This is a genomic window from Methylocystis sp., from assembly GCF_051061225.1.
Classification (GTDB): domain Bacteria; phylum Pseudomonadota; class Alphaproteobacteria; order Rhizobiales; family Beijerinckiaceae; genus Methylocystis.
The window spans coordinates 106,945-132,392 of sequence record NZ_JBPFEB010000028.1 but is presented as its reverse complement, the minus strand read 5'-3'; the positions used below and the strand labels follow the sequence as shown (position 1 = coordinate 132,392).

Genomic DNA, 25,448 nt, shown 5'->3' with positions numbered 1-25,448 from the left:
CCCTCTCCCGCCAAAGCCCGTCGAAAGACGGGCGTCCTTACGGACACCCACTGGCGGGGGAGGGACAGGGAGGGGGCGAAGCCACAGCTTCACGCGCCGAAATACAGCTCCAATATCCGCAGATACACCGCCGCAAGCGCGTCAATGTCTGCAACGCGCGCGTTTTCGTCGACGGCGTGGATCGTCTCATTGGTGAGGCCGAATTCCACGACGGGACAATCCCGCGTGATGAAGCGCGCGTCGGAGGTGCCGCCGCTCGTCGAAAGCTCCGGCGTGAGACCGGTCACGTCCTTGACGGCTTGAGACACAAGCTCGGTGAAATCGCCCGGATGCGTGATGAACGACACGGCGTTGCTGGGCAGGAACTCCAGTTCCACGCGCGCCTCGCCGGCTGCTTCCTCGACAAGCTGCGTGATGTGGGCGCGCAGCGTCTCCAGCGTCCATGCGTCGTTGAAGCGCACATTGAATTGCGCCCGCGCCTCGGCGGGGATGACGTTCACCGCCGGATTGCCCACGTCGATCGACGAGACTTCAAGATTCGTGCGGTCGAAATGCGCGGTTCCGCGATCGAATTCATGCGAGGAGAGCGACGCGACGATCCGCGCGATGACCGGCACGGGGTTCGCGGCGCGATGGGGATAGGCGACATGCCCCTGCTTGCCGATGACGCGAATCCTGCCATTCAGCGACCCGCGTCGGCCGATCTTGATCGTGTCGCCCAGCGCCGACACGTTGGTGGGCTCGCCGACGATCGCGTGATCGAATCTTTCGCCCCGAGCCTTCGCCCAATCCAGCATCTTGATCGTGCCGTTGATCGACGGCCCTTCCTCGTCGCCGGTGATGAGAAAGGAAATGGTTCCCGTCCGCGGCGCGCCATGGCGCTCGACATAGGCGAGCGTCGCCGCCATGAAGGCGCCGATGGCGCCCTTCATGTCGCTCGCGCCGCGCCCGATGATCCGCTCTCCGACGATCTCGCCGGCAAAGGGATCGCAGCTCCAGCGCGCCACATCGCCCGACGGCACCACATCGGTATGCCCCGCGAAGACGAGATGCGGCGCGCCCGATCCGATCGTGGCGAAAAGATTGTCGACGTCCGGCGTGCCGTCTTCCGTAAACAGGAGACGATGCGACTCGAAACCAGCGCCTTTCAGCGTGCGCTCCACCACATCGAGCGCGCCGGCGTCCTTTGGCGTGACGGAGGGGCAACGAATGAGATCGCGGGTGAGCGAGACGGCGGGAGAGAGGGACATGATCAGAAAGCCTTCGGCAGACCAGCCTGTTTCAAGACCTCATTGGCGGTATGGCGCGACCTGGTCGTCCTCGGCAATGAGAAATTTCGCTCTGTTATGGGGCTATGCCAGATTTCATGGCTGCCCTTGCCCGGCCGGACCATCCGGCAGCCAGCCGCCAGCAACAGTGCAACCAACTGCGGATAAAAATCCGCCATCAGCCCGCCGCGAGGGCAAGATGTGTCTCAGCCTTGAAGGTGAGCGAAACATCGCTCCTCGCGCCGCCATTCAGCTCCAGCAGATCCGGCAGCACAGCGCGCACCTCGTCGATCATCGCCTGCCAGGACTCAGCCTCGACCACGAGACCGGGCGCATCGTTACTCGTTGCGATCCAGACATGCGCGGCGTCATCCCACTGGGCATCGATTTGAATGGGCGTCTTCATGGCTGGAAAAATCGGGCCGATGCCCGCGCTTGTCAAGCGAACGCGGACTTAGCCTTCCTGCCTCACTCCCAGCTCGTAAATCGTCCAGGCGATAACCGCGACCAGCACGGCGTCCGCCCCCCAGACCCAGAAGCGCGGCATGACTTCCGCCACGCGCGGCTGGAGCCAGTGCGTCGCGCTCGCGATGAGCGCGACCAGCGGCGCGAGCCCGGCAAGCGCCAGCGGCGCCTGATGGCCGAGCGCGCGGAAGCGCTTGGCGGAGAGATTTACATAGCTCACCGCCACGAGCAGGATCACGAAGGTCAGGAAGATCACATAACCATAGGCGACCGCCGTCATCGGCGCGAAGAAGGGATCGCCGCGGGCGAGGTCGTGATCCGTATAGGGCGAGAGCGCCAGCCAGATCAGAAAGAACGGCGTGATCACGCCCGCGAGCGCGCCCGCTCCCTTCAGCCAGGCCGCGCGGTCGATGCGGCCCTGCTCGGTGCGGTACAGGAAGCGGATGCGCTCGGAGTCGATGGCCATCAGTCCCTCAGCAGCTCGTTGATGCCGGTCTTGGAGCGCGTCTGCGCGTCGACGGTCTTGACGATGACCGCGCAATAGAGCGCCGGCCCCGGCGTTCCGTCCGGCAGAGCCTTGCCCGGCAGGCTGCCCGACACCACGACCGAATAAGGCGGCACATAGCCGACATGGACCTTGCCGGTGGCGCGGTCGATGATCTTGGTCGAGGCGCCGATGAAGACGCCCATGGAGAGCACCGAGCCCTTGCCGACGACGACGCCCTCGACCACCTCGGAGCGCGCGCCGATGAAGCAGTCGTCCTCGATGATGGTGGGGTTGGCTTGCAGCGGCTCCAGCACGCCGCCGATGCCGACGCCGCCGGAGAGATGCACATTCTTGCCGATCTGCGCGCAGGAGCCGACCGTCACCCAGGTGTCGACCATGGTTCCGGCGTCGACATGGGCGCCCAGATTCACGAAGGACGGCATGAGAATCGCGCCCGGCGCGATATAGGCCGAGTGGCGCACGATGGCGCCCGGCACCGAGCGGAAGCCCGCCGCATTATGTTCCCCGGCGCCCCAGCCGACGAATTTGGAGGGAACCTTGTCCCACCAGGTGGCGCCGCCGGGGCCGCCGGCGATCACCGACATGTCATTGAGGCGGAAGGAGAGCAGCACCGCCTTCTTCAGCCACTGATTGACCTTCCAGGAGTCCGGGCCGTCCTTGCCCTCGATCTTCTCGGCGACGCGCAGCTTGCCCGAGTCGAGCAGACGCAGCGCGCTCTCCACCGCGCGGCGGATGTCGCCCTGCGTCTCGGCATTGATATTGGCGCGATCTTCGAAAGCGGCGGTGATGAGGGTTTCGAGTCCGGTGTGCGGCATGAATGTCCCGTCAGGTCAGGAAAAGCTGCGCCGGTTTGTAGGGGTCTGGGCAGGGGAGTCAACCAGCGGGCGCGGATTGACGGCGGGCGGCTCCGCCTCTATGTTTCTACGATGTAGATACAAGGATCGGACATGCGCGCGACCGTGAAGAAATGGGGAAACTCCGCCGCCGTGCGGATGCCCGCCGCCGTCATGGAGGAGGCCAGGCTCGAGATCGATCAGCCGGTCGAGGTGCGCGTCGAAGACGGCCGCGTGGTGATCGAACCCATCACGGCGCCGGAATTCACGCTCGACTCGTTGCTCGCGGCCGTGACGCGCGACAATCTCCATGACGAGCAGGATTTCGGTGCCGCCGTCGGACGCGAGGCGTTGTAATGGCCTATGCGCCCGAGCGCGGCGATATCGTCTGGCTGAGTTTCGATCCGCAGGCGGGTCACGAGCAGGCCGGTCATCGGCCCGCGCTCGTCCTCAGCCCGAAAGCCTATAATGCGAAAACCGGGCTGATGCTGTGTTGCCCGATGACGACGAAGGTCAAGGGCTATCCGTTCGAGGTCGCGCTGGCCGGGGACGAGGCTTCGGCCGTGCTGGCGGATCAGGTGAAGAGCCTCGACTGGCGCGCCCGCAACGCAAGGAAGAAAGGCATGGCGACGAAGCGCGAAGTAGCTGAAGTGCTGGCGAAGGCGCGGACGCTCCTCGCTTAGAACGGACAGCAAAGACGGCTCAGACGCAGATTCGCCCTGACATTTTTGTTTCAGCGCAAGAAACGACCGGGTCAGAGGCTCGTCACTCCCTCCAGAAACCCCACCAGATCGTCGGTCACGAAATCCACATGCGGCTCCTCGCCCGTCGCGATTTCCCAGGCCTCGCGCTCCACCGCCTCCCCGGCCTCCGGCAGCACCAGCACGGTTGTCATGCCATGCTGATGCGGAACGACCAGATTGCGCGGAATATCCTCGAACAGGGCTGATCGCGTCGGCTCCACCTGCATCTGGTCGAAAAAGCGCTCATAGGTCGCCGGCTCGGGCTTGGCGATGAAATCAGCGGCGATGATGTCGAAGATGTCCTCGAACAGATGATCGATTCCGATCTGCTTCGCGGTCTTGATCGCATGATCGCGCGACCCATTGGTGAGGATCAGCTTGCGGCCGGGCAAAGCGGCGATGGCCTCGGCGAGGGAGTGATTATGCGCAAGGGAGGAGCGGTCGATGTCGTGAACGAATTCGAGATAATGCTCCGCCTCGATCGCATGCTCGATCATGAGCCCGCGCAACGTGGTGCCGTAGCGATGATAATAATGCTTCTGCAAGGCCCGCAGCGAGATGGCGTCGAGGCCGAAGAGCCGCATCATGAACAGCGTGATGCGCGCATCGATCCTCGGCCAGAGATCCGCGGTCTGCGGGTACAGCGTGTTGTCGAGATCGAACACCCATGTGTCGATATGAGCGAAGCGGCCAGCGATGCTCGGGGGATGTGTCACTACGCCGCCTCTTTCTTCCACAGGCGCGGGAATCGCCTCGCCCCCTCCCTGTCCCTCCCCCGCAAGCGGGAGGGGGACGCTCGCGATCCGCGCGCGTGATCTGCCCGCTCTCCCCGTTTACGAGACGAGGGTTGGGGTGAGGGGCCTCACCGCGTGATCAGCGTGCCCGCGCCGTGATCCGTCAGCAGTTCCACCAGCACCGCATGGGGCAGCTTGCCATCGAGAATGACCACGCCCTCCACGCCCCGCTCGATGGCGTACATGCAGGTCTCCACCTTCGGGATCATGCCGCCGGTGATCGTGCCGTCGGCGATGAGGCCGGGAATATCCGAGACCTTCAGCTCCTGGATGAGCTTCTTGTCCTTGTCGAGCACGCCGGGCACGTCAGTCAGGAACAGCAGACGCTTGGCGCCGAGCGCGCCGGCGATGGCGCCGGAGAAAGTGTCGGCGTTGACGTTGAAGCTCGCCCCGCCCGGACCCTGCGCCACGGGTGCCAGGACCGGAATCAGCTCGCGGCCCAGCACCTGATCGAGCACCGTTGTGTCGACCTTGTCCGGCTCGCCCACATATCCGAGATCGACGCCGTCCGAACGCTCGATCTTCTTCGCGGTGACCATGCGGCCATCCTTGCCGGTCAGGCCGATGGCGCGACCGCCCTCGGAGTTGATATAGCCGACGATCTGCTTGTTGATGGCGCCCGCCAGCACCATTTCGACGATCCCCATGGTCTCGCCATCGGTGATGCGCAAGCCGTCGGCGAAGCGCGACTCGACTCCGAGGCGCTTGAGCATGGCGCCGATCTGCGGCCCCCCGCCATGCACCACCACCGGATTCACGCCGGACTGCTCCAGCAGCACCATGTCGCGGGAAAAGTCGCGGGCCACCTGATCGTTGCCCATGGCGTGGCCGCCATATTTCACGACAACAATGGCGTCGTCGTAACGCTGCATATGCGGCAGCGCCTGCATGAGGATGCGGGCCTGTTCGATCGCGCTGTCGGTCGGATTGGTCATGAGCTTACCGATGGTTTGCGAACTGCGTCTTCCCCCTCCCCACCCCTCCTCCGCTTCGCGGGAGAGGGCGCAGACTCGGGCCTTCATCTGGAACGCTGATCGTGAGCGTCCCCTCTCCCGCGAAGCGGGGGAGGGACAGGGAGGGGACCTTGCGCCGAACTAGCCTCTTACCCTCGTTATATTCAAGCCCCGCGTTCGTGGAGCAGCCTCGCCACCGCCCCCCGCAACTCAGGAATCCCCTCCCCCGTATGCGACGAGGTGAAGATGATCTCAGGAAAGGCGGCGGGCCGCTTTGACAGGGCCTCCAACGTCGCCGCCAGCACGCCCTCCCGCTCGGAGACCTTCAGTTCGTCATGCTTGGTGAGGACCACCTGATAGGACACCGCCGACTGATCGAGCAGGTCCAGCATTTCCTCGTCGACCGGCTTCACCCCGCGCCGCCCGTCGATCAACACGAAAACGCGCGCGAGCGAGGCGCGGCCGCGGAGATAGTCACGCATCAGGACGCCCCAGCTCGCGACCTTCTCCTTGCCCACCGCAGCATAGCCATAGCCGGGCATGTCGATGAGGCGCAGGCGTTCGGAGCCCGGCAAGCCGCCGAGCGCGAAGAAATTGAGCTGCTGCGTGCGCCCCGGCGTGTGCGAGACGCGCGCCAGCGTCTTGCGGTTGGTGAGCGCGTTCAGGAGGGAGGATTTGCCGACGTTGGAGCGGCCCGCGAAGGCGATCTCCGGCGGGCCGAGCGGCGGCAGGTCGCTGGCCTTGACGCTGGCGAAGATGAATTCGCAGGGGCCGGCGAAAAGCTTGCGGCCGTCTTCGGAAAAGTCGGGCTCGTCGATCATGCGCCTTGCTTGAAAGAGGCGCGGCCGGGAGATCGTCCCGGCCGCAAGGGTTCATCACTTCGGCGGAGAGCGTTCTCTACGCCATGCCGAAGGTCTTGCGGAGATTGTCCCACAATTCGAACTTCACGCCGGCGCGCTTCATGATGACGCCCTGCTGGATGATCGAGAGCAGGTTGTTCCACGACCAGTAGATGATCAGGCCCGAGGCGAAGCTGCCCATGGTGAAGGTGAACATCACCGGCATCCAGGCGAACATGGTGCGCTGGATTTCGTCCGTCGGCTCCGGGTTCATCTTCATCTGCAGCCACATCGTGACGCCCATCACCAGCGGCCAGACGCCGAGCGCGAGATAGGGCCCGAAGATCGCGACATGGGTCGGATCAAACGGCAGGATGCCGAAGAGGTTGAAGATGTTGGTCGGGTCGGGCGCCGAGAGGTCCCTGATCCAGCCGAAGAAGGGCGCGTGACGCATTTCGATCGTCACCACGAGCACCTTGTAGAGCGAGAAGAACACCGGGATCTGCAACAGCACCGGCAGACAGCCGCTCGCGGGGTTCACCTTCTCCCGCTTGTAGAGCTCCATCTGCTCCATGTTGAACTTGTGCTTGTCGTCGCCGTATTTCTCTTTCAGCTCTTTGATCTTGGGCTGAATTTCCTTCATCTTGGCGATCGACTTGTAGCTCTTGTTGGCGAGCGGCAGGAAGGCGAGCTTCACGATGACCGTCACCGCGAGGATCGCGAGGCCGAAATTGCCGAGCACGCGATAGAGGAAGTCGATCAGGCGGAACATCGGCCGCGTGATGAAATAGAACCAGCCCCAGTCGATGAGCAGGTCGAAGCGCTTCAGGCCCGGATTGGCCTTGTAGGCGTCCAGCGTGTCGACTTCCTTGGCGCCGGCGAAAACATAGGTCGTCGTCTCGGCCTTGGCGCCGGGCTCGACCGTCTTCGGCTCGGTGAGCGTGTCGGCCTGGTAGGTCTTGGTCGCGCCGCCCATGGCGATATAGCGGGCTTCGATCGCGGCGGTCTGCTCCGGCGCCACCACGGCGCCCCAATATTTGTCGGTGAAGCCGACCCAGCCGCCAACGCCCTTGAAGGTCTTGGTGGAGTCGGGCTCCTTCTCGATCTTGTCGTAGTTCAGCTCCTCGGCCTTGTCGCCGATGACGCCGGTGAAGCCCTCATGGAGGATGGCGTAGCCGGAGGACGGCGGACGGCCGATGCGGTTCACGCGCGAGAAATTATAGAGCGTGACAGGCTTGCCAGCCTTGTTCTCGACCGTGTCCTTGACCGTGAACAGATATTCGTCGTCGACCGAGATCACGCGCTTGAACACGAGGCCCTGGCCATTGTCCCAGGAGAGCGTCAGCGGCTTGCCGGAGGTGAGCTTGTCGGAATCCGCCGTCCACAGCGTCTCGGTCGTCGGCAGCGCCGGCGCGTTCTCGACCTCGCCGGTCACGAAACCCATTTCGGCGTAATAGGGGCTGGGTCCGAATTCCGGCGACAGCAGCGTGATGATCGGGCTCGTCGGATCGACGGTCTGGCGATAGTGCTTGAGCGAGACGTCGTCGAGGCGGGCGCCCTTCAGCGCGATCGAGCCGGAGAGCGAGCGCGTGTCGATGGAGACGCGCGGGCTAAGCGCCAGCGCGTCCTCGCGGGTGCGCGCCACCGGCGCGGCCGGCGTGGCGGGCTGATCCGGCGCGCCGAGCTTCGGCGTCTTGGCCAGGCGCGCCTGCTGGGTCTGCGCCTGCTTCTGCCGGTCGAGCTCGGGGAAAGCGTAGAAATAATCCCACAGACCAATGAAGATCAGCGAGAGCGCCGCGGCGATGAGCATATTTTTCGTATTTTCTGTCATGGCGCCGCAGGCCTGTCTTTCTGTTTGCGCCGTTGGTTCGCGGCGTGACGCTCGTCGAGTCTCGCGAAACCTTCGGACATTTGAGTGACGATATCGGCGAAGGGCGCGTGGAGCGCCTCCCGCCGGGCGACAAACACGTAGTCGCGCCCCGCGCGCGCGCCAAGGCCTCCGCTGGCGCGGAGCGCCTCCTTCAGACGCCGCCGGATGCGGTTGCGCCCCACGGCGCCCGCTACCTTCTTCGTGACGGTGAAGCCGAAGCGGGCGTCGGCGCGGGACTCCGGATCATCGCCAGCGCCCTGCCCCGCCATCTGGAGGGTGAACAGGCGCGCCGAAAAGCGCGCGCCGGTTTTCGACGCACGCACAAAATCCTGGCGCCGGCGCAGGCGCGCCAGCTTCTGTTTCGCCTTTTGCGGTTGGGCGGGGGCGTCCGTCGTCATCTGGCGTCCGCCTTTTCCGTCGTTCCGCCGCGGCTTAAGCCGAAAGGCGCTTGCGGCCGCGCGCACGACGGGCCGCAATCACGTTGCGGCCGCCGACGGTGGCCATGCGCGCACGAAAGCCGTGACGGCGCTTGCGCACGATTTTGCTGGGTTGATAGGTTCTTTTCACCGAACTTCTCCGCTCGCGGCCTTTGGCGCCATGGCCTCGGCCGTGTCCTTTTCGCCCGGAGCGCCGTCTCGCGGCGCGAAACGTTGCAATGGGGCCAAAACAGATTTGACGCCTCTCCTCTCGGAGCGGCGCCGCGCGTGGCATATAGGAGAAAGGCTCAGCGCAAGTCAATGACGCGTCCGGGGCTTTTCGAGGCGGAAAGACGCGCCCTTTCCCGGCGTTCCCGCGCCGCGCCACCCCCCGACGACACGAAGAAGCGCCTGCAATGACTTCAGGGGCGGCTGCCTGCTCGGCAATCTGATGGGCGAGATCGGCGATTCGAGCCCGGCCGCGCGGGACCCGCTGAGCAAGGCCGTCGAGCGTTATCGCGACCTCCTCGCCACCGGGTTCGCGCGGGCGCGGCTCGGCGGCGCCGTGCGCGCCGACCGGAACGCCAACGCCATGGCTGATGTGCTGTTCGACGGCTCGCCGAGACGCTGGACGGCTACTGCCGCGTCCCCGCCGGCGCGCCGCAGCATTGATCGGCTGCTGGCCCACTGATCCGGCGACGAAAATCCGGGGGAGGACGTTTGCGCCGCCGAGGCGCCGGCCGGCAGGCTCCTGACGACCGACAAGCCTGCGCCGGCCGTCCGAGATTTCTCAAACGCGATGCTGAAGCTTGTGTCGAGCATACCGACGGCGGAAGGCGCGGATCATTCGTCTTCTCGCCCGACCGGCGCGACGCGCCTGTGCAAAATAGCCTGCTGAATCTGCCGGGTATGAGCGACGGTTCCGTGACGGTCGCCGAACTCGAAACCGACCGGCCTGTCCGGACGATCGACGCACTGCAAAAAGCGGGTCTGAATCCCGACTGCATCATTCTCCTTCCGGGACAAGGACCTAGCGCTGACGGAGGTCAAAACGCCCGGCGCGCGGGCGCGCGCCGGGCCGGTTGGTACTTCTCCGGATTGAATATTTTTGTCTTTGCACCCGCGAGTCTCGAAGTCGTATAGATGGAAAACGGCGTCTGATTCGGGCCACGGATCGCGACGCCGCCTCTTCTCAGTTGCGTCTCGCGCGTATCCCGCCGGGAGTCCGGATTAAGACTTTGGACCGCAGTGCGGGCGCAAGTGAAGGTTTATTAACCAATACCGCTTACCGTCAGGCATGACGGGTGAAGCTGCGAGCCAGGGGGCTGGCAAGCGGCCGATACGCGCCGGATTCGGTACGTGTCGCTGATTGATGGAGCTCGGTGGGGACCCAACATGCGCGTTTTATTGATCGAGGACGACAGCGCGACCGCTCAGAGCATCGAGCTCATGCTCAAATCCGAGAATTTCAACGTCTACACGACGGACCTTGGCGAGGAAGGCATCGACCTCGGCAAGCTCTATGATTACGACATCATCCTTCTCGACCTGAACCTGCCCGACATGTCGGGCTACGAAGTTCTGCGCACGCTGCGCGTCGCGAAGGTCAAGACGCCCATCCTCATCCTCTCCGGGCTCGCCGGAATCGAGGACAAGGTGAAGGGCCTGGGGTTCGGCGCCGACGACTATCTGACCAAGCCCTTCCACAAGGACGAACTCGTCGCCCGCATTCACGCGATCGTCCGTCGCTCCAAGGGCCATGCGCAATCCGTCATCACGACGGGCGATCTCATCGTCAATCTGGATCAGAAGACGGTCGAGGTCGCCGGCGTTCGCGTGCATCTGACCGGCAAGGAATATCAGATGCTGGAGCTGCTCTCGCTGCGCAAGGGCACGACTCTCACCAAGGAGATGTTCCTCAATCATCTCTATGGCGGCATGGACGAGCCGGAACTGAAGATCATCGACGTCTTCATCTGCAAGCTGCGCAAGAAACTCGCCAACGCCAGCGAGGGGCGCAATTATATCGAGACGGTGTGGGGCCGCGGCTATGTGCTGCGCGAGCCCAATGAAGCCGACGAGCGGATCACCGCCTGACAATGGCCAAAAAAAACGCCCTCGTTGTCGCGAGGGCGTTCATTTCCGGCGAAAAGAGAGGCGGCGCCTCTCCCGATCAACTCACGCCGACATCGCCCTTCGTTCCTTCACATCCTCGCGCCGCGCCTGCCAGACGCCGTCGCCGCTCACAAGCGAAAAGACGCCGCCCGCCTCGGCCGTGCCTTCGGACGCTCCCAGAAAAAGATAGCCGCCCGGATTGAGGGCCCGGTCGAGCCGGTCGAGAATCGCGCGGCGCGTCTCGGGCTCGAAATACATCAGCACGTTACGGCAGAAGATCACGTCGAACTTGCCCAGAGGCGCAAAGTCGGAAAGCAGATTGAAGCCGCGAAATTCGATGCGCGCGCGCAGATGTTCGTTGATCCGCCAGGTTTCGTCCTTGCGATGAAAATAGCGCAGGAGATGTCCGGTCGGCAGACCTCTCTGCACTTCGAACTGGCTGTAGCTGCCCGAGCGCGCCGTTTCGATCGCCGCGGTCGAGAGATCTGTCGCAAGAATGTCGAGCGTCCAGCCGCGCAGGCTGCGCGCCTCCTGGTCGAGCGTCATGGCGAGCGAATAGGCTTCCTGCCCGGTCGAACAGGCCGCGCACCAGAAGCGCAGACTCCGGTCCGCATGGCGCGCCTCCAGAAGGCTCGGCAAGATTTGCGCGCGGAAACTCTCGAATGGCGTTCTGTCGCGAAAGAACAGCGTCTCATTCGTTGTCATGGCGTCGATGACCTTCTGCACCAGTGGTGAATCGTCGTCTCGCTCGAAGGCGTCGACAAGCTCGGAAATATGCGGAAAGCCGTTCGCGCGCATGATGGGCGAGAGGCGGCTTTCCGCGAGATATTGCTTGTCCGCGCCGAGCGCGATGCCCGTGCGCGCTTCGAGCGCGCGTCGGAAACGTTGAAAGGCGAATGACATGCCGCTGCTCCCCGGCAAAGACGGAAAGCGGCCTCAGACGAGGCCGATCTCCTCGAACTTCGACCGCACGATATGCTGGTCGAAGGGCTTCATGATGTATTCGTCCGCGCCGGCGTGCATGGCGCGGGCGATGTGGCCCACCTCGTTTTCGGTCGTGCAGAAGACGACCTTGGGCGCCGTTCCGCCGGGCATCCTGCGCAACGCGCCGAGGAATTCGAGCCCATCCATCTCGGGCATGTTCCAGTCGAGCAGAATGACGTCCGGCATGTCATTCTCGCAGGCGACAAGCGCGGACCGGCCGTCCGCCGCATCGCTGGTGTTGAACTGAAGCCCTTCGAGAATGCGCCGCGCCACCTTGCGAATGACCGCCGAGTCGTCGACGACGAGCACCTGTTTCATTTGCCTGCTCCTTTGGCCGGGGCGCCCCGCCTGCTCTCGCGGAGCGTCGCCTCACTTGATTTCATGACCCGGCGCAGCAAGGCGCCGACGTCCAGGATTGAGAGAAAATCCTGCCCGATGCGGTAACATCCCGACAGCAGTTCCCGCAGACGCGGATCGATATGCGCAGGGCATCTGATCCGGTCGTCTTCGCTGATCGCGACAACGTCGTCCGTCGCGTCGATCAAGAGCGCGTACACCTCGCCATTGTGCTCGACGCCGACAGCCAGTCGGTCGGCGCGCGCGCCTTTCGACGGATCGAGCCACAGGCACCGGTCGAGATGCAGCGTCGTCACGACGCGTCCGCGCAGATTGACGAGCCCGGCCACCTCCGCAGGCGCGAGCGGCACAGGCGTGAGATTGTCCACATGAAAGACGGTCTTCACGCAATCGACCGGAAGCCCGATCGTCTGGTCGTGCAGCCTGATCTGGAAGTGTCGGCTGTCCGCGGCGGCGAGAGGGCCGCGACGGCGGCTGTAGGAGAAATCATCGATGTGGAACGTCATGCCGCGACCTCCGCCATCAAGCGGCGTTCGATGTCATCCGTGGACGCCGATACGCCCTCGAGCAGACGGTCGACGGTTTGCGTGAGCGCGCGCCGGTCGAATTTGCCGACCACGGCGCGCATGCCGCAGCGCGACGCGGCCTCGAGAGCGGCGGCGGTCGACTGCGACGCAAGGGCGATGATCGGCAGGTCCGCCCGCCCCGGCGCCTGAAGCAGCGCGCGGGCGAGCGCGTAGCCGTCCATGTCGGGCATGTCGATGTCGGTCACGACCGCATGGACGCGAAGGCCGCGTTCGACAAGCGCCAACGCCTCCCTCCCCGAGCTCGCGCTCGTCACCTCATAGCCGGCGGCCAGCAGAACGGGCGCGAGCATGTCCCTGAAGAACAACCTGTCGTCGACCAGAAGAATGCGCGGGCGCAGATTGGAGCCGCGCGTGAGCGCGCTCGGATCGGCGCTGCCGATGAAATACCCCGCATCCAGAACGTCGACGATGCTGTCCCGGATGCTGACCGTTCCGACCACGCCGGGCTCCGCGCCCTTCTTCTGAAACTCCAGAGCCTCTTCGACCACGTCGACGATTTCCTCGACGAGGAGCGCGACGACCTGCCCGGCGCTGGCGAGAATGAGAATGGGAAGACGGCTCTTGTCGAGCCGCAGGTCCGGCGCCGCCGGAACCACCGGCAGCAGGCGACCCTCCTGAAGGATCAGAAAGCCGTCGCCGGCGCGCGTCAGGCGATCGGCCGCGACCTCCTCGATCCGCATCACGAGCGAGAGCGGCAGGGCCTTGAGGACCCCGGCGCCGGCGCGCGCCAGCACGAGACGCGTCTTCTCGCGCATGGGCGCCACGGCGTCGGCGGGCGGCGCGCTTGGCGGCTCCGATATGCTGCGCACATTCATGCGCTCGGCCACCGCCGCCGGATCGAGGATCAGCACGACGCCGCCATCGCCGAGGATCGTCTGCCCAAGGAACACGCCGATGCGGGCCAGCGGACCGACCAGAGGCTCGATGACGACTTCCTGCACGTCGCAGATGGCGTCGACGAGCAGGCCGAAGCGCAGCCCGCCGACCCGCAGCACGATGGCGAAGCCGTCCCGCGACCGCCCGCCCGGCCCCTCCTCCAGCTCCAGCGCCTCGGCCAGATTGACGAGCGGCAGGGTCTCCTCGCGCAGCCGCAACACCGGCGCGTCGTGGATGAACTGGATATGGTGGCCGAATCCCGCGCCGACGCCCACGACCTCGACCACGCCCATCTGCGGAATGGCGAAGCGGGAGCCGCCGCAAGTGAGGATCAGCGAGGGCGCGATCGCCAGCGTCAGGGGAATGCGCAGCGTGACCGTCGTGCCCCTGCCGGTCCGCGAATTCAGCGCGACTGTTCCGCCAATGGACTGGATGTTCTCGCGCACGACGTCCATACCGACGCCCCGGCCGGAGACGGCGGTGACGCGCGACGCGGTCGAGAAGCCCGGAAGCATCACGAACTGGAACATGTCCGCATCGCTCATGCGTTCGAGCGCGTCCTCGGTCGCGCGGCCCTCGGCGACGACCTTCCTGCGGATCTTTGCGAGATCGAGACCGCGCCCGTCGTCCTTCACTTCGAGCGTGATCTGGCCCCCGTCATATGTGGCGCTGACCCGGATCACGCCCGTCTCGGGCTTGCCCGCCGCACGTCGCTCCGCGGCCGACTCGACGCCATGATCGACGGCGTTGCGGATGATATGCGTCAGCGGGGCGCGAATGAGCTCGATGACCTGGCGATCCAGCTCCGTCTCGGCGCCATAGGTCACAAGCTCGATCTTCTTGCCGAGTTCGATGGACAGATCGCGCACGAGGCGCGGCAGCGTCGCGAAGAGGCGGTCCACCGGCTGCATGCGCACGCGCATCACCGCATCCTGCAGATCGCTGGTCACGCTGGAGAGATTCTGGACGGTCGCCTTCACGGCCTCGTCGCCCGCGACGCTCGCGACCTCGAGCAACTGATTGCGGGTGAGCACCAGTTCCGAAACGATGCCCATGAGCCGGTCGAGCACGCCGACCGAAACCCGCACCGTCTCTCCGACGCGCGCGGCGGGCGCATGCGGGGGCTCCGCCGACGCCGCCGGGAGCGCGACAGACACGGCGGCGGCCGGTTGCGGCGGCGGAGTCGGAGCAGGCGCGGGCGCGGGCGTCGCGGCGGCCTGCGCCGACTTGAGGGCGGCGGCGCTGAGTTCGAGCGCCTGCAAGAGTTCCGAGTCGTCGCCCTCCGGCTCGGCTTCGGCGCCGGCGATGTCGCCGAGGATCGCGCCGAGGCGGTCGACCGAGGCGAAGATCAGCGAGACATGCGCCGGAGTCGCCGTGGCGCCGTCGCGCAGCTTTCCGATCAGCGATTCCGTGGCGTGAGTCAGACGCGCGATGCGCGGCAGGCTGAGAAAGCCGCTCGATCCCTTGATGGTATGGATATGGCGGAAAAGACTGGCGATCAGCGCGGGATCGCTCGTCTCCTTCTCGAAACGAAGGAGCTCGGTCGACGTCGCGTCGATGTGCTCGGTCGCTTCCTGAAGAAAATCTTTCAGCAGCTCGTCCATACCGTCCCTCGCGCCGCCAGCCGCAGCGAATGAGAACAGTATGGACGCCAGGAGTTAAAGAAGCGGAATCTTTGCCGTAGGGGTCAGGCGACGGCGCTCTGCGGCGCGTCCTGCGGCGCATTGGCCCGGTTTTCCGCCGGCTTCGCCTCGAAGGTGATGGCGTCCTGCGCGGCGACGACGGTGATTTCGAGGTTCGAGGCCTTGGCGACGAGACCGGCGTAATAGGGCTGGATGGCGCGGGCGTCGACCGCGCCATCCTCGGCCTCGCCCGCCAGCAGCGCCGGAATATGCGCCGCCAGACGCGCATTGGTTCCGCGCGCCTCGATCCGGAACGACACCGTCTCGTCCGCCCCCGAGGAGGAAACCGAAATCACGCCGCCGCGGGGGATCGTCCCGTCGGCCAGAAGGCAGAGATTGAGCAGCAGCTTCACCTTGTTCTTCGACATCAGGACGCGCGGCACGCTCCAGTTGAATTGCGTGCGCTCGTCGGCGAGCAGTTGACGCGTGACCAGCTCCGCGTCGCCCGTGTCGATCGAGGCGCCCTTGGAGCCCGCGGCGCCGAAGGCGAGGCGGCAGAACTGGAGGCGCGCCGACGCCTCATTGGCCGAGGACTTGATCAGCGCCAGCGCATGGCCGCGCATTTCCGCGTCCTTCTCCTCTTCCAGCACTTCGAGTCCGTTGACGATCGCGCCGACGGGTGAAATCACGTCGTGGCAGACGCGCGACGACAGCAGGGCCGCGAGATCGAGAGCGTCGAGCGAGAAGTTGGTCATTGCGCAATCCCGGTGGCGCGTCGCGCCGCTTGCTGGTGGAGAACACTGTCCGAGTCTTTCGCTATGGGACGCAAACGGTCAGACTCGGCGCGAATCAGTTTTTCGCAAGGGTAACCGCGACTGCGCGGATTGCAAATTGCGCGCGGCGCCGTCCTGAACATTGCCTGAAAGGCCGCCATGAGTCATCCGCACGCCACGCCCGCCGAACGTCTTCGCCTGTCGCGTCTCTTTGGCGATCTCGTCGCCGGCGCCGGCGCGCTGGCGATGGAGGCGCTGGCCCGGCCGCGGATCGCCTCTCATCTCAAGACCGACAATTCGCCGGTCACCGAGGCGGACGAACGCGTCGAGGCCTTTCTGCTGGCCGCCTTCGCCCGCGACCTTCCCGGCCTGCCGATCATCGCCGAGGAACAGACGGCGCGGGGCGACGTCCCGGCGCATGGCGACGCCTTTCTGCTCATCGACCCGATCGACGGCACGCGGGAGTTTCTCGCGCGCAGCACGGAATTCACGATCAATGTCGCGCTCGTCCTCGACGCCGCGCCGATTGTTGGCGCGGTGGCGGCGCCGGCGCAGGGCCGCGTCTGGTTCGCCGGCGCCGAAAGCTTCGTGGCCGAGGCGGCTCCCGGAAGCGCCCTGCCCGCGCCGCAGGACTGGCGGCGGCTGCGCACGCGCCGGCCGCCCCCGGCGGGCCTGACCGCGCTCGTCTCCAAATCCCATCTCGATCCGCAGACGCTCGCGTTCATCTCCCGTATGCCGATCGCCGAGCGCATGTCGGTCGGCTCGTCGCTCAAATTCTGCGCGATCGCGGAAGGACTGGCGGATGTGTACCCGCGCTTCGGCCCCACGATGGAGTGGGACACGGCCGCAGGCGACGCCGTCCTGCGCGCGGCCGGCGGCGTCGTTCTGGACCCCGCCGGAGCGCCGCTTCTCTACAACAAGGCGGCGGCGCAGTATCGAAACGGACCCTTCGTCGCCTGGGGCGACCCGGCCGCCGCAACGGTTTCTTAAGGACGCCGCGCGACTCTTTGCGCCCGTGAGGCCGACGCCACGAGCTGGACGCGGCGCCGCCGCGCGGCGGCCGCATTGCTCGTCGAACCGTCGAGCGACCCGGATTGCGTGAAGGAGTCTTCAGTCAAAATGAGCGCCTGGCAAAGTTCTTCCACCCGCCGCGATCTGTTCCGCATCGCGGCTACCGCTGCGGCGAGCGCCGCCCTGCCCGGCCTGGCCCGCGCCTCGCAGCGGCCCGAGGCCTATTCGAGCGGCGAAATCGTCGAGAACGGGCACCGTTTCTTTGGCTCCATCTCGCGCGGATTGGCTGAAGGGCTCGAGCAGGCCAACAAGAAGTGGGGACGGCCCAACGCCTATGTCCTCGGCCAGGAGGCGAGCGGCGCCTTCATCGGCGGGGTGCGCTACGGCGAGGGCGAGATGTTCACCCGCAACGCCGGGCGCCAGCGCGTCTTCTGGCAGGGGCCGTCCATCGGCTTCGACGCCGGGGCCGACGGCGACCGCACCATGATGCTCGTCTACAATCTTCCCGAGGTCGGCGCGATCTACCGGCGTTACGCGGGCGTGAACGGCTCCGCTTATCTCGTCGGCGGCCTGGGGTTCACCGCCCTCAACAATGAGGAGGTCGTGGTCATGCCGGTGCGCGCCGGACTCGGCGCCCGCCTCGGCCTCGCCCTCAGCTATCTGAAATTCACGCCCGATTCGACCTGGAACCCCTTCTGACGGGACGGGCTCCCGCCAGCGCGAGGCGCCGGCGGCGCGCGGGCTCCGGGCGGGCGCCGCTTAAGGCCGCGCCGCCTTTTTGATTTCGGGCCGCATACGTGGCACTCTTGCGGGCGTCCCGCCGGCGAAGGGGCGCACGGCGACGCGAGGTTGCGTCTTGATCGAACAGGCAATGTATTTCGCGCTCGGCATTCTCGTCGCCGGGCTGCTCGCGCTACTGTTCCTGCCCGCGTTCTGGCGGCGCGCGATGCGGCTGTCCATGCGCCGGCTGCAAATGCTCGCGCCCATGTCGATGGAGGAGGTGATCGCGGAGCGGGATCTCCTGCGCGCCGAATTCGCCGTGCGCGAGCGCCGCATGGAGCAGGAAATGGAGGCCGTGAAGACCTCCAAGGCCTTCGATCTCGCCGCGATCGGCCGCCACGCCGCCCGGATCGCGGAGCTCGACGCGACTCTGAAGAAGGCCGAAGCCGGGAATCGGGACATGGCGCTGGCGCTGCGCGAGGCGGAGCGGGTGCTGGCCGAACGCACCGACCTGCTGCGCTCCACCGAGCTCGCCCTCAACGAGATGACCGAACGCGCCGACCGTGGCGTCGAGCGCCTGCGGCTTCTCGAGTCCGACAAGGAAGAGCTTGGCCGCGAGAAGGAAATTCAATCGAGCCAGGTTGTCGCCCACGAGGCCCGGATCAGCGCGCTGCACGAGCAGAACACGAAGCTCCAGCGGGAGCTGGAGACGCTGCGCAACGAACTGGCGGGCGCCTCGGCGACGGCGACGCGCGTTCCCGACCTCGCCCGGGACCTCCTCCAGACGCGCGAGGCGCTGGAGATCGTCCAGACGGAAAAGTCGGCCGTCGCCCGCGAGCGCGACGAGGCGCGGACCGCGCTCGCGGCCGAACAGGCCCGGCGCCAGAACGAGATCGAGCATCTGGAAAACACCGTGCGCCTCGCGCGCGACGAAGCCAGGGACAGCGCCGACAAGCTGGAGTCGGCGCGCGCCGACAACGCCATGCTGCATGGCGCGGTGGAGGCGCTGCGCGCCGAGCGCGCGCATCAGCGGCGTAACACCGGCGCCGAATTCACCAGCGAACCCCCGACGCAGGCCGATGTCGCCGCGCTGCGCGACGCCCTGAGCGACTTCGGCGCGCGCGTGGCCGAGCTGGCGGAGACCGAACGCGTCGAGTGAGCGCGGCTTGACCGCGTCGGCTCCCTTTGGGACAAGGGCCGAACGCAAACATATCCCGAGGGTCAAGTCTTGCTCTTCGTCGCCCTTTGTCACGACAAGCCCGGCCATGTCGATCTGCGCATGTCCACGCGCGCCGCCCATCTCGCCTTTCTCGAAAAACACGCCGCCCGCGTGAAGCTCGGCGGCCCGTTCATCGAAAACGACCAGCCCGTCGGCTCCATGCTCATCCTCGACTGCGCCGATGAAGCCGCCGCCCGCGCCCTTCTCGCCGAAGACCCCTACGCTCAGGCGGGGCTGTTCGAACGCGTCGACGTCCGCGCCTGGCGGCGGGTGGTCGGCGCGGAGCTGTAAATGGCCCACTGGCTTTTCAAGAGCGAACCCTCGACCTGGTCCTGGGATCAGCAGGTCGCCGCCGGCGCGAAGGGCACGTTCTGGAACGGCGTGCGCAATCACCTCGCCAAGCAGCAGATGATGGCGATGCAGAAGGGCGAGCGCGGCTTTTTCTATCACTCCAACGAGGAGCGCGCGATCGTCGGCGTCGTGGAGGTCATCAAGACCTATTATCCCGACCATACGGACGAGACCGGCAAATTCGGCATGGTCGACGTGAAGGCCGTGAAGGCGCTGAAGACGCCCGTCACGCTCGCGCAGATCAAGGCCGAGCCCCGCCTCGCCGAAATGGCGCTGGTGAAGAATTCGCGCCTGTCCGTGCAGCCCGTCACCGACGCGGAATGGGCCATCGTGATGGCGCTCGCGGTTGAGAAGGCGTGACGCTGCAGGCGCCGCCAGCGCGGGAACGCGACCCGCTTTGAGGGGTTGAAGCTCATTCCCCTCAAACGGCTCAACGAAGCGAGTCGCGCCATGACCAGCAAAGCCGAAAGCGATCCGCGTCAGCACACGCGCCAGATGGCGGCCTATCTCCAGGAAACGATCAATCGCCTGCGCGAGGACATCGACAAGGTCGACGAACCGCAAGTAAAGGCGATGTTCGAGACCTCGGCCGAAGTCTTGTCCGGCCTCAAAAAGGCCTATAGCGACTACGAACAGAAGAAGGAAAGCGCCTGGCCCGGCGGCAAGCAGTTGCACAGCTAGGGCGCAGGACACGCGAAGCGGGGAGCGGCGGAAGATTTGAGCAAAATCCCCAAGCTGCTCTCCATCGCGGGCTCCGACCCGTCCGGCGGAGCCGGCGCGCAGGCCGATCTGAAGACCTTCGCCGCCTTCGGCTGCTACGGAATGGCGGCGATCACCGCGCTCACGGCGCAGAACACGCGCGGCGTGACGGCGGCTTGGCCTGTCGCCGCCGACATCGTCGCGGCGCAGGTCTCGGCCGTGCTCACGGACATTCGCCCCGACGCCATCAAGATCGGCATGATCGCCACGCCCGAAATCGCCGCCGCCGTCGCCTCGGCGCTGGGGCCGTCGCCGGGTAATGTCGTGCTCGATCCCGTGCTCGTGCCGACGCAGGGCGTGAGCCTCGCGGCCGCGGGGCTGGAGCGCGCGCTCCTCGTCGCCTTGCTGCCCCTCGCCCGGCTCGTGACGCCGAATGTCTACGAGGCGTCCGCGCTGACGGAAACGCCGCGGGCGCGCACTGTCGAGGAGATGACCGCCCAGGGTCGTCTCCTTATCGAGGCCGGCGCCAGGGCCGTCCTCGTGAAGGGCGGCGATCTTTCGGGGGACCCGGTCGACGTGCTCGTCGCCGATGGCGAGACGCGCCTGTTTCACGGCCGCCGCATCGAAACGCGTCACACGCATGGCACCGGCTGCGCCCTTTCGTCCGCTATCGCCGCAGGCCTTGCCAAAGGCGAACCGCTGATCGACGCCATCGCCGCCGCCAAAGTCTGGCTCGAAGGCGCATTGGAGGCCGCAGGCGAGCTCGACCTCGGAGACGGGCGCGGGCCGCCGCATCATCTTTACGCCAGGCCTTAGACCGCGTCGGCAAGCTGTCATGTTTGGCACAGCGGCGGAATCATAGCGCGCCTATCCTTCGCATCGGCTGGAACAGCCATCGCCCCGAAACGGCGAGGCGGCGTGTCCATTGAAATCTTGCAAGCAAGAAGCCTTGCTTTGCATCCTGGACACTTGTTGAGCCCGAGACGCGTCGGGCCGGTGTTCGAAACACCCGCTCGCGATCAGCGTCCCGTCACGCTGGAGCGGAGAAAAGCCATGGTTGATCCAACCCGCATCAATAATGCTCAGTTGAACGCGACCCCGCAGACAAATGCGCCCCAACCAACGCAGGGCCAGCATGGCAATGTGGTCGTCCAGCATGTGACGCCCGGCCGACAGACTTCGACCATCGACCAGCTCTTCACCCATCCGCACACAAACGCATTGCCTGAAAGCTCGCCGCGCCCGATGGGACAGAGAAACGTTTCCTTCGTCAGGGTGACGACATCGCCGTCGCTTTCGCAAGTCGCGCGGCTCCGCCAGAAAAAATTTCCGAAAAGCAGACCTCCGGCCTTGCTGAGAGAACGGGTTATGCTGCGCCAGCACCAACAGGACGTTTCGGCGCGATCCTTGACGCAAAGGGCGCGAACGGCGCCGCTCATCGTGACAAGCACGCAGGCTCCACACACAAACCCGTCGCCTGCCCCCTCGCCCGCGCCGATGGCCTCTCCGTCTCCGTCTCCCTCTCCCTCTCCCTCTCCGTCTCCGTCTCCGTCTCCTTCCGAAGCGAGCGATCTCACGGAACTCATTTTCAGCGGACTCCGGGACGCTCTCCCCCAGCACTATCTCAGGGAAGCCGAAAGCGCGGTGGCGGATCTGCCATTTTCGGAGTTTGTCGATTTTTATTCATTCGACGTCTTCCAGAGCATCAAAGATTATGGCGGAACCGACAAGGATGACGATCTCGTTCCAGGGCTGACGTATGATGAAGCTGCGAAAGCCAGACTGAAGGATACTCTGGCCGCGGCTCATATGCTGAAAGATATATCGGGAGATCAATGGCTCGACGACGCGCTGGGCGACTTTCTACGGGATGAAGCGAAAGCCATTGAGGAGGAAAGCGTTTTCTTCCGCGCCATTCAATATATGGACAGGCTTCCAAAACGCACCCACCGGATTGACGTGCTGCGAGGCGCTTGCGAGCATTTCAAAGGCCAGCGCCCGTCCTGGTCCGGGCTGAAGAATTACATAAGCGCCCTGCTGCAGCCGAGCCCTCAAAACAATCTGAGCACCAGCAAGAAGTGGTGACGAAGAACCTTCCCGGCGCGCGCTTCGCTTTTTTTGCACGGAAATGCGCAACAGCGACTGCCGGGAAAGTGCGGCCTTGCGTCACATAGATGACAGCGGGAGTGGCGTTCCTGCGTTAGCGTCACACCGTGAAAGCGGGAGGAACGGACATGGTTGACCCAACTCGTATTTCCAGCACCCAGGGCACGCTCTCAAATAATCAGACGAACACGCCACCGCAGGCGCAGGGCCAGCACGGCAATGTTGTCGTTCGGCAGGTTGCGAACAATGCGCAGAGCATCGACGATATTTTTACCGGCAACGCGCTTCCGACTCCCGCGCCCAAGCCGCTGCCTCGCCTGCTGAGAGAGAGACAGGCCTCCCTCTCGACGTCGAAGCAAAAGGCGCCGTCAGGCTTAAGTCGAACAGCCTCAGCGAATGCAGGGCGCGGCGGGAACGAGGACGATCATCTCCATGCGCATACGTCTCCCCAACTGAACAACAGCGGTCCCACGCCGAAAGCGAACGCAGAACCCAAAACGCAATCATCCGCGAATGAAGGTTCAAACAACTCCCAAGCGACCGCGTTGCAAAAGGCGCCCTCAGGCGAAGGCGCGAGCGCCAAGATGCAAAGGCGCCTTTCCATGAAGAATTTCATGCCGCGTCAGTTCACTCGGAAGTCTCAAAGAATGAACTCGCTTACGTCGCTTGGGTCGATACCAGAGAAGGGCGCCCTCCCGCGCTCGTCGCCACCGTCCAGCTCGCCGTCCCCCTCGCCATCCCCCTCGCCGTCACCGTCACCGTCGCCGTCGCCGTCGCCGTCGCCGTCGCCGTCGCCGTCGCCGTCGCCGTCGCCGTCGTTTTCGCTATCCGCATCACCATCGCCCACGCATGCCCTCGATCAGACCATTCACGCATATTATAATCAGCATGGCGTTCAAAACCTTCAAGAGCCGGAAAGACAGGTGTTCATCTCTCGGTGCAAGGAATATTACAAAGGCCGTCAACAAGACGCGGCAATGGTGGTCGCGCTGATGCCGCTCAAGCCCGGCGACGACGGAACCAGGGGCTATCTCAGAAAGTATGCTGAGGGTTATCTCGCTAAGACTCTCAAGCCCCACGAAATAGAGGCATTCATAAAAGATGTCCTGTCGATGCTTGATGCGGTGATTTACCAGTCGCTCCTCGGCACAGCGACCTCGCCCTCCCCTTCTCCCTCCCCTTCTCCCTTTACCAACCAGGGAAGCGTGCACAACAATGCCGCGCCGCGCCGCTCGGGTCCGTCCGTCCCGGTGGAACCGGGCCTCAAAGATGAGACGCCATCGACACTTCCACCACCGCCATCATTGGCCGTAACGAGCACCTATGCGCGATCAGATGTCAGTTTTTGCAGATATTACTACCAGCGCACCGATGCGAATCGCTCAGCCAAACAATATTTCGCGAAACACAATCGTGACTCGCTTACCGATGAGGAAAAGAAATCCTTTATTCACGTGTTCACACTTCATTTTCCCTCGTACCCCGCCATAGCGCCCGTGGCGGCGAATCTGAGCTTTACGGCCGAAGGCTTCTCACTGGTGCCCGCGGTCACATTCGCGAATTTTGTCCTGGATACGCTTGTGGGACATCCGATGCGTGAGATAGAAACAATCATCCACAATGCTTTTCTGCTGCATAACCAGATCATGCGACGGTCGTTGGACTAAGGTCCCGACTCCCAGAAGCTGGCTGAAACGCCACGTATACTTGTTTGAACTTGCGCGCTGACGTCGCGGTGGCCCACTTGCGCCGCGACGGCTCGACGCCCTTCGCTCGGCGTCGCTTTGCATGCATCTTTCACGCGACGCAATGGCGGGTCCGGCGAAATGCGCTGGCTCTATTTTCAAAAAAAAATCCTCAACATAGACCACAGAGCGAAAATCAGCGTCTGATCAACCACCTGTTAGTTTCAGCGGCCATTTGTGCGGCGCACAATAATTCGACGGTCAGTACGATCGTTATTCCCTCTCGCGAGGCGACAGGAGCGTGGCGCCATGTCCAACTCGAACACCATCGGAAATTCTCATCTGCAAGTCCCCGCCAACCATGCTCAGACCAACGCGGCTCAGCCCGACGTCGGCGTTGCTCTGATCAACAACCGCGGCGTAGCGCAAACCATAAGTTGGCGCGAGCATGTGGAGGGCGCCCACGATTTCCTGTTCTTCGCGAGGAGTTGCTATAACCTCGCCCAGTTCAGTCATGCTCTGGAGGGCGCGCCAACGCCACTCGAAAGCCGGGTGGTCCAAGCGGGGACGGATGATCACCGGCTCCCGACACCAACGGGACAGGGAACCCTCAACAATGATCTGTCGACCGGGCGCTTGCTTCCACCGACAGGCGGGCGCCACAATCTCGGCAATGCAGGGGAAAACAGAACGGTGAATGGGGGCCTCCCCCTTTCTTTTCTGCTCAACGAAGAAAACGACAGAGCCGACGCATTTGAGTGGCCTTCCTTTGCTGTCCCCGCTTCACCCGAAATGAACGCCAACAGGAACGCAGCGCCTTCCCACTTGGAAAACACCAGCGCCAGCATTCAAGCGAGAGCAACGACAACCGTCGCCAGCGGGAACCTTCCACAGATCGCTCCAGCGTCCAACGCGGGCCCGAGCACAGCCTATCCGCAACCGAAAGGCTATACGAACAGCGATGCAACCCCTGCGAACAGCCTATGGAGCTCATACCCGGCGAGGCATCAACAAGGTGCAAGTTTCACTAATCAATTCCATAATAGTTACGGCGCAAACGGTCCGCTTACGAGCAGCAATTTACATCAAGACATCATTACGCCGGACAATGCCGCCCCCGCCCCGACGCAAACAACCGACTCTCAACGGCATCCTGCGAAAAACGTCGGCCCAGTAGGCTATTACTCGCACCTTTCACCCAGCCTCAGAAAAATGTCCACTTATCAAGCAAACCAGCTGGACAGATTGCAGCGAAAGCAAAACGATTATCCACACATAGACATATCAGCTGAAGCAAAAGAGGTCGTAGACGGCGCGCTGAAGCTTCTCGCAGACGGGACGTTATTTGATAAAATCGACAAAAAAGATCGCAGGGGGCCGGCGCTTGAAGATAATGAAAAGATCGCTGCCTACCATATTTATCGCAATTATACATACAGTCTTGAGGACTTGGGAAACGTATTCCGTTGCAGCGCCTCAACTATACAGACCGCAATAAGCTTAATCCGCTACAATTACTCCAAAAGCAGAAGAAGCGGCTGAACCAGCGGCTCCCCGCGCGACGCTGAAGGGCTGTCGCCCTTCAGCCTCACCCGCTCGGCGCGGCCTCATGGCATGCAACCGCCCGCTAGTTTCGCTCGCCTCGCGGCGGTCG

At 64.4% G+C, this 25,448-nt stretch carries 30 protein-coding genes and 1 pseudogene; 14 read left to right on the top strand and 17 right to left on the bottom strand.

Annotation, left to right across the window (positions count from 1 at the left end; all coding sequences use genetic code 11):
- Positions 1-89: 89 nt before the first annotated feature.
- The 5 genes from dapE to dapD are packed head-to-tail and all read right to left on the bottom strand — an operon-like array spanning position 90 to position 3,056.
- Complete coding sequence (gene dapE / locus ACR652_RS06345) at positions 90-1,250, bottom strand: succinyl-diaminopimelate desuccinylase (protein WP_434505676.1); 1,161 nt, start codon at positions 1,248-1,250, stop codon at positions 90-92.
- A 2-nt stretch (positions 1,251-1,252) separates the two neighbouring features.
- Positions 1,253-1,447 carry a type II toxin-antitoxin system HicA family toxin gene (locus ACR652_RS06340; protein ID WP_434505675.1) on the bottom strand — a complete coding sequence of 65 codons (195 nt, stop codon included), beginning with the start codon at positions 1,445-1,447 and terminating at the stop codon, positions 1,253-1,255.
- On the bottom strand, positions 1,447-1,674 hold the full coding sequence (locus tag ACR652_RS06335; protein ID WP_434505674.1) for a DUF1902 domain-containing protein: 228 nt from the start codon (positions 1,672-1,674) through the stop codon (positions 1,447-1,449). The genes ACR652_RS06340 and ACR652_RS06335 overlap by 1 nt, the downstream gene beginning before the upstream one ends.
- A gap of 48 nt (positions 1,675-1,722) precedes the next feature.
- Positions 1,723-2,199 carry a hypothetical protein gene (locus ACR652_RS06330; protein ID WP_434505673.1) on the bottom strand — a complete coding sequence of 159 codons (477 nt, stop codon included), beginning with the start codon at positions 2,197-2,199 and terminating at the stop codon, positions 1,723-1,725.
- Positions 2,199-3,056, bottom strand: a complete 858-nt coding sequence (dapD, locus tag ACR652_RS06325) for a 2,3,4,5-tetrahydropyridine-2,6-dicarboxylate N-succinyltransferase (protein WP_434505672.1) — start codon at positions 3,054-3,056, stop codon at positions 2,199-2,201. Before dapD ends, ACR652_RS06330 begins: the two co-directional genes overlap by 1 nt.
- Before the next feature lie 132 nt (positions 3,057-3,188).
- On the opposite strand from dapD, the gene ACR652_RS06320 reads away from it, so the two are divergent.
- Both ACR652_RS06320 and mazF read left to right on the top strand, forming a co-directional pair.
- The gene (locus tag ACR652_RS06320; RefSeq protein WP_434505671.1) at positions 3,189-3,431 is read left to right on the top strand and encodes an AbrB/MazE/SpoVT family DNA-binding domain-containing protein; all 243 of its coding nucleotides are present in this window, start codon (positions 3,189-3,191) and stop codon (positions 3,429-3,431) included.
- Complete coding sequence (gene mazF, locus ACR652_RS06315; RefSeq protein WP_434505670.1) at positions 3,431-3,757, top strand: endoribonuclease MazF; 327 nt, start codon at positions 3,431-3,433, stop codon at positions 3,755-3,757. The genes ACR652_RS06320 and mazF overlap by 1 nt, the downstream gene beginning before the upstream one ends.
- A gap of 71 nt (positions 3,758-3,828) precedes the next feature.
- Here mazF and ACR652_RS06310 read toward each other — a convergent pair whose 3' ends face one another.
- From ACR652_RS06310 to rpmH, 6 genes are all read right to left on the bottom strand, one after another.
- The gene (locus ACR652_RS06310) at positions 3,829-4,533 is read right to left on the bottom strand and encodes a pyrimidine 5'-nucleotidase (RefSeq protein WP_434505669.1); all 705 of its coding nucleotides are present in this window, start codon (positions 4,531-4,533) and stop codon (positions 3,829-3,831) included.
- 146 nt (positions 4,534-4,679) lie between these two features.
- A complete protein-coding gene (gene argB / locus ACR652_RS06305; RefSeq protein ID WP_434505668.1) occupies positions 4,680-5,546 on the bottom strand; it encodes an acetylglutamate kinase in 867 nt (288 codons plus the stop codon).
- Positions 5,547-5,728: 182 nt separating this feature from the next.
- Positions 5,729-6,385, bottom strand: coding sequence for a ribosome biogenesis GTP-binding protein YihA/YsxC (gene yihA, locus ACR652_RS06300; protein ID WP_434505667.1), 657 nt, complete (start codon positions 6,383-6,385; stop codon positions 5,729-5,731).
- 76 nt (positions 6,386-6,461) lie between these two features.
- Complete coding sequence (gene yidC, locus ACR652_RS06295; RefSeq protein ID WP_434505666.1) at positions 6,462-8,234, bottom strand: membrane protein insertase YidC; 1,773 nt, start codon at positions 8,232-8,234, stop codon at positions 6,462-6,464.
- Entirely contained in the window at positions 8,231-8,671 is a 441-nt protein-coding gene (gene rnpA, locus ACR652_RS06290; protein WP_434505665.1) for a ribonuclease P protein component, read from the bottom strand. The genes yidC and rnpA overlap by 4 nt, the downstream gene beginning before the upstream one ends.
- A 34-nt stretch (positions 8,672-8,705) precedes the next feature.
- Positions 8,706-8,840, bottom strand: a complete 135-nt coding sequence (rpmH, locus tag ACR652_RS06285) for a 50S ribosomal protein L34 (protein ID WP_116638084.1) — start codon at positions 8,838-8,840, stop codon at positions 8,706-8,708.
- Between the two features lie 276 nt (positions 8,841-9,116).
- Between rpmH and ACR652_RS06280 the strand changes: the two are divergent.
- Positions 9,117-9,380, top strand: a pseudogene (locus ACR652_RS06280) (TetR family transcriptional regulator C-terminal domain-containing protein); the annotation flags it as partial.
- 704 nt (positions 9,381-10,084) lie between these two features.
- Positions 10,085-10,786: a response regulator transcription factor CtrA gene (gene ctrA / locus ACR652_RS06275; protein WP_434505664.1), complete on the top strand. Its 702-nt coding sequence runs from the start codon at positions 10,085-10,087 to the stop codon at positions 10,784-10,786.
- An 81-nt stretch (positions 10,787-10,867) separates the two neighbouring features.
- Here the strand turns inward: ctrA and ACR652_RS06270 are convergent, their stop codons facing one another.
- The 5 genes from ACR652_RS06270 to chpT all read right to left on the bottom strand — a co-directional run bounded on the left by ACR652_RS06270 (position 10,868) and on the right by chpT (position 15,985).
- Entirely contained in the window at positions 10,868-11,707 is an 840-nt protein-coding gene (locus ACR652_RS06270) for a CheR family methyltransferase (protein WP_434505663.1), read from the bottom strand.
- A 33-nt stretch (positions 11,708-11,740) separates the two neighbouring features.
- Positions 11,741-12,106 carry a response regulator gene (locus ACR652_RS06265; RefSeq protein ID WP_434505662.1) on the bottom strand — a complete coding sequence of 122 codons (366 nt, stop codon included), beginning with the start codon at positions 12,104-12,106 and terminating at the stop codon, positions 11,741-11,743.
- On the bottom strand, positions 12,103-12,651 hold the full coding sequence (locus ACR652_RS06260; RefSeq protein WP_434505661.1) for a chemotaxis protein CheW: 549 nt from the start codon (positions 12,649-12,651) through the stop codon (positions 12,103-12,105). Before ACR652_RS06260 ends, ACR652_RS06265 begins: the two co-directional genes overlap by 4 nt.
- Positions 12,648-15,212, bottom strand: a complete 2,565-nt coding sequence (locus tag ACR652_RS06255) for a hybrid sensor histidine kinase/response regulator (RefSeq protein WP_434505660.1) — start codon at positions 15,210-15,212, stop codon at positions 12,648-12,650. Before ACR652_RS06255 ends, ACR652_RS06260 begins: the two co-directional genes overlap by 4 nt.
- A gap of 83 nt (positions 15,213-15,295) precedes the next feature.
- The gene (gene chpT, locus ACR652_RS06250; RefSeq protein ID WP_434505659.1) at positions 15,296-15,985 is read right to left on the bottom strand and encodes a histidine phosphotransferase ChpT; all 690 of its coding nucleotides are present in this window, start codon (positions 15,983-15,985) and stop codon (positions 15,296-15,298) included.
- Between the two features lie 177 nt (positions 15,986-16,162).
- Between chpT and ACR652_RS06245 the strand changes: the two genes are divergently transcribed.
- From ACR652_RS06245 to ACR652_RS06210, 8 genes are all read left to right on the top strand, one after another.
- The gene (locus tag ACR652_RS06245; RefSeq protein WP_434505658.1) at positions 16,163-16,993 is read left to right on the top strand and encodes a 3'(2'),5'-bisphosphate nucleotidase CysQ family protein; all 831 of its coding nucleotides are present in this window, start codon (positions 16,163-16,165) and stop codon (positions 16,991-16,993) included.
- Between the two features lie 129 nt (positions 16,994-17,122).
- Positions 17,123-17,713, top strand: coding sequence for a DUF1134 domain-containing protein (locus ACR652_RS06240; protein ID WP_434505657.1), 591 nt, complete (start codon positions 17,123-17,125; stop codon positions 17,711-17,713).
- Positions 17,714-17,870: 157 nt separating this feature from the next.
- Positions 17,871-18,893: a hypothetical protein gene (locus ACR652_RS06235; protein ID WP_434505656.1), complete on the top strand. Its 1,023-nt coding sequence runs from the start codon at positions 17,871-17,873 to the stop codon at positions 18,891-18,893.
- A 69-nt stretch (positions 18,894-18,962) separates the two neighbouring features.
- The gene (locus ACR652_RS06230; RefSeq protein WP_434505655.1) at positions 18,963-19,244 is read left to right on the top strand and encodes a YciI family protein; all 282 of its coding nucleotides are present in this window, start codon (positions 18,963-18,965) and stop codon (positions 19,242-19,244) included.
- Positions 19,245-19,664, top strand: coding sequence for an EVE domain-containing protein (locus ACR652_RS06225; protein WP_434505654.1), 420 nt, complete (start codon positions 19,245-19,247; stop codon positions 19,662-19,664).
- 90 nt (positions 19,665-19,754) lie between these two features.
- Positions 19,755-19,985, top strand: coding sequence for a hypothetical protein (locus ACR652_RS06220; protein ID WP_434505653.1), 231 nt, complete (start codon positions 19,755-19,757; stop codon positions 19,983-19,985).
- Between the two features lie 36 nt (positions 19,986-20,021).
- Positions 20,022-20,819, top strand: coding sequence for a bifunctional hydroxymethylpyrimidine kinase/phosphomethylpyrimidine kinase (gene thiD / locus ACR652_RS06215; protein WP_434505652.1), 798 nt, complete (start codon positions 20,022-20,024; stop codon positions 20,817-20,819).
- Between the two features lie 102 nt (positions 20,820-20,921).
- Complete coding sequence (locus ACR652_RS06210) at positions 20,922-22,088, top strand: hypothetical protein (RefSeq protein WP_434505651.1); 1,167 nt, start codon at positions 20,922-20,924, stop codon at positions 22,086-22,088.
- Between the two features lie 661 nt (positions 22,089-22,749).
- On the opposite strand, the gene ACR652_RS06205 is transcribed toward ACR652_RS06210, so the two are convergent.
- The gene (locus tag ACR652_RS06205) at positions 22,750-22,956 is read right to left on the bottom strand and encodes a hypothetical protein (protein ID WP_434505650.1); all 207 of its coding nucleotides are present in this window, start codon (positions 22,954-22,956) and stop codon (positions 22,750-22,752) included.
- A 130-nt stretch (positions 22,957-23,086) separates the two neighbouring features.
- On the opposite strand from ACR652_RS06205, the gene ACR652_RS06200 reads away from it, so the two are divergent.
- A complete protein-coding gene (locus ACR652_RS06200; RefSeq protein ID WP_434505649.1) occupies positions 23,087-23,776 on the top strand; it encodes a hypothetical protein in 690 nt (229 codons plus the stop codon).
- 327 nt (positions 23,777-24,103) lie between these two features.
- Positions 24,104-25,336, top strand: a complete 1,233-nt coding sequence (locus tag ACR652_RS06195) for a hypothetical protein (RefSeq protein WP_434505648.1) — start codon at positions 24,104-24,106, stop codon at positions 25,334-25,336.
- Positions 25,337-25,448 lie beyond the last annotated feature (112 nt).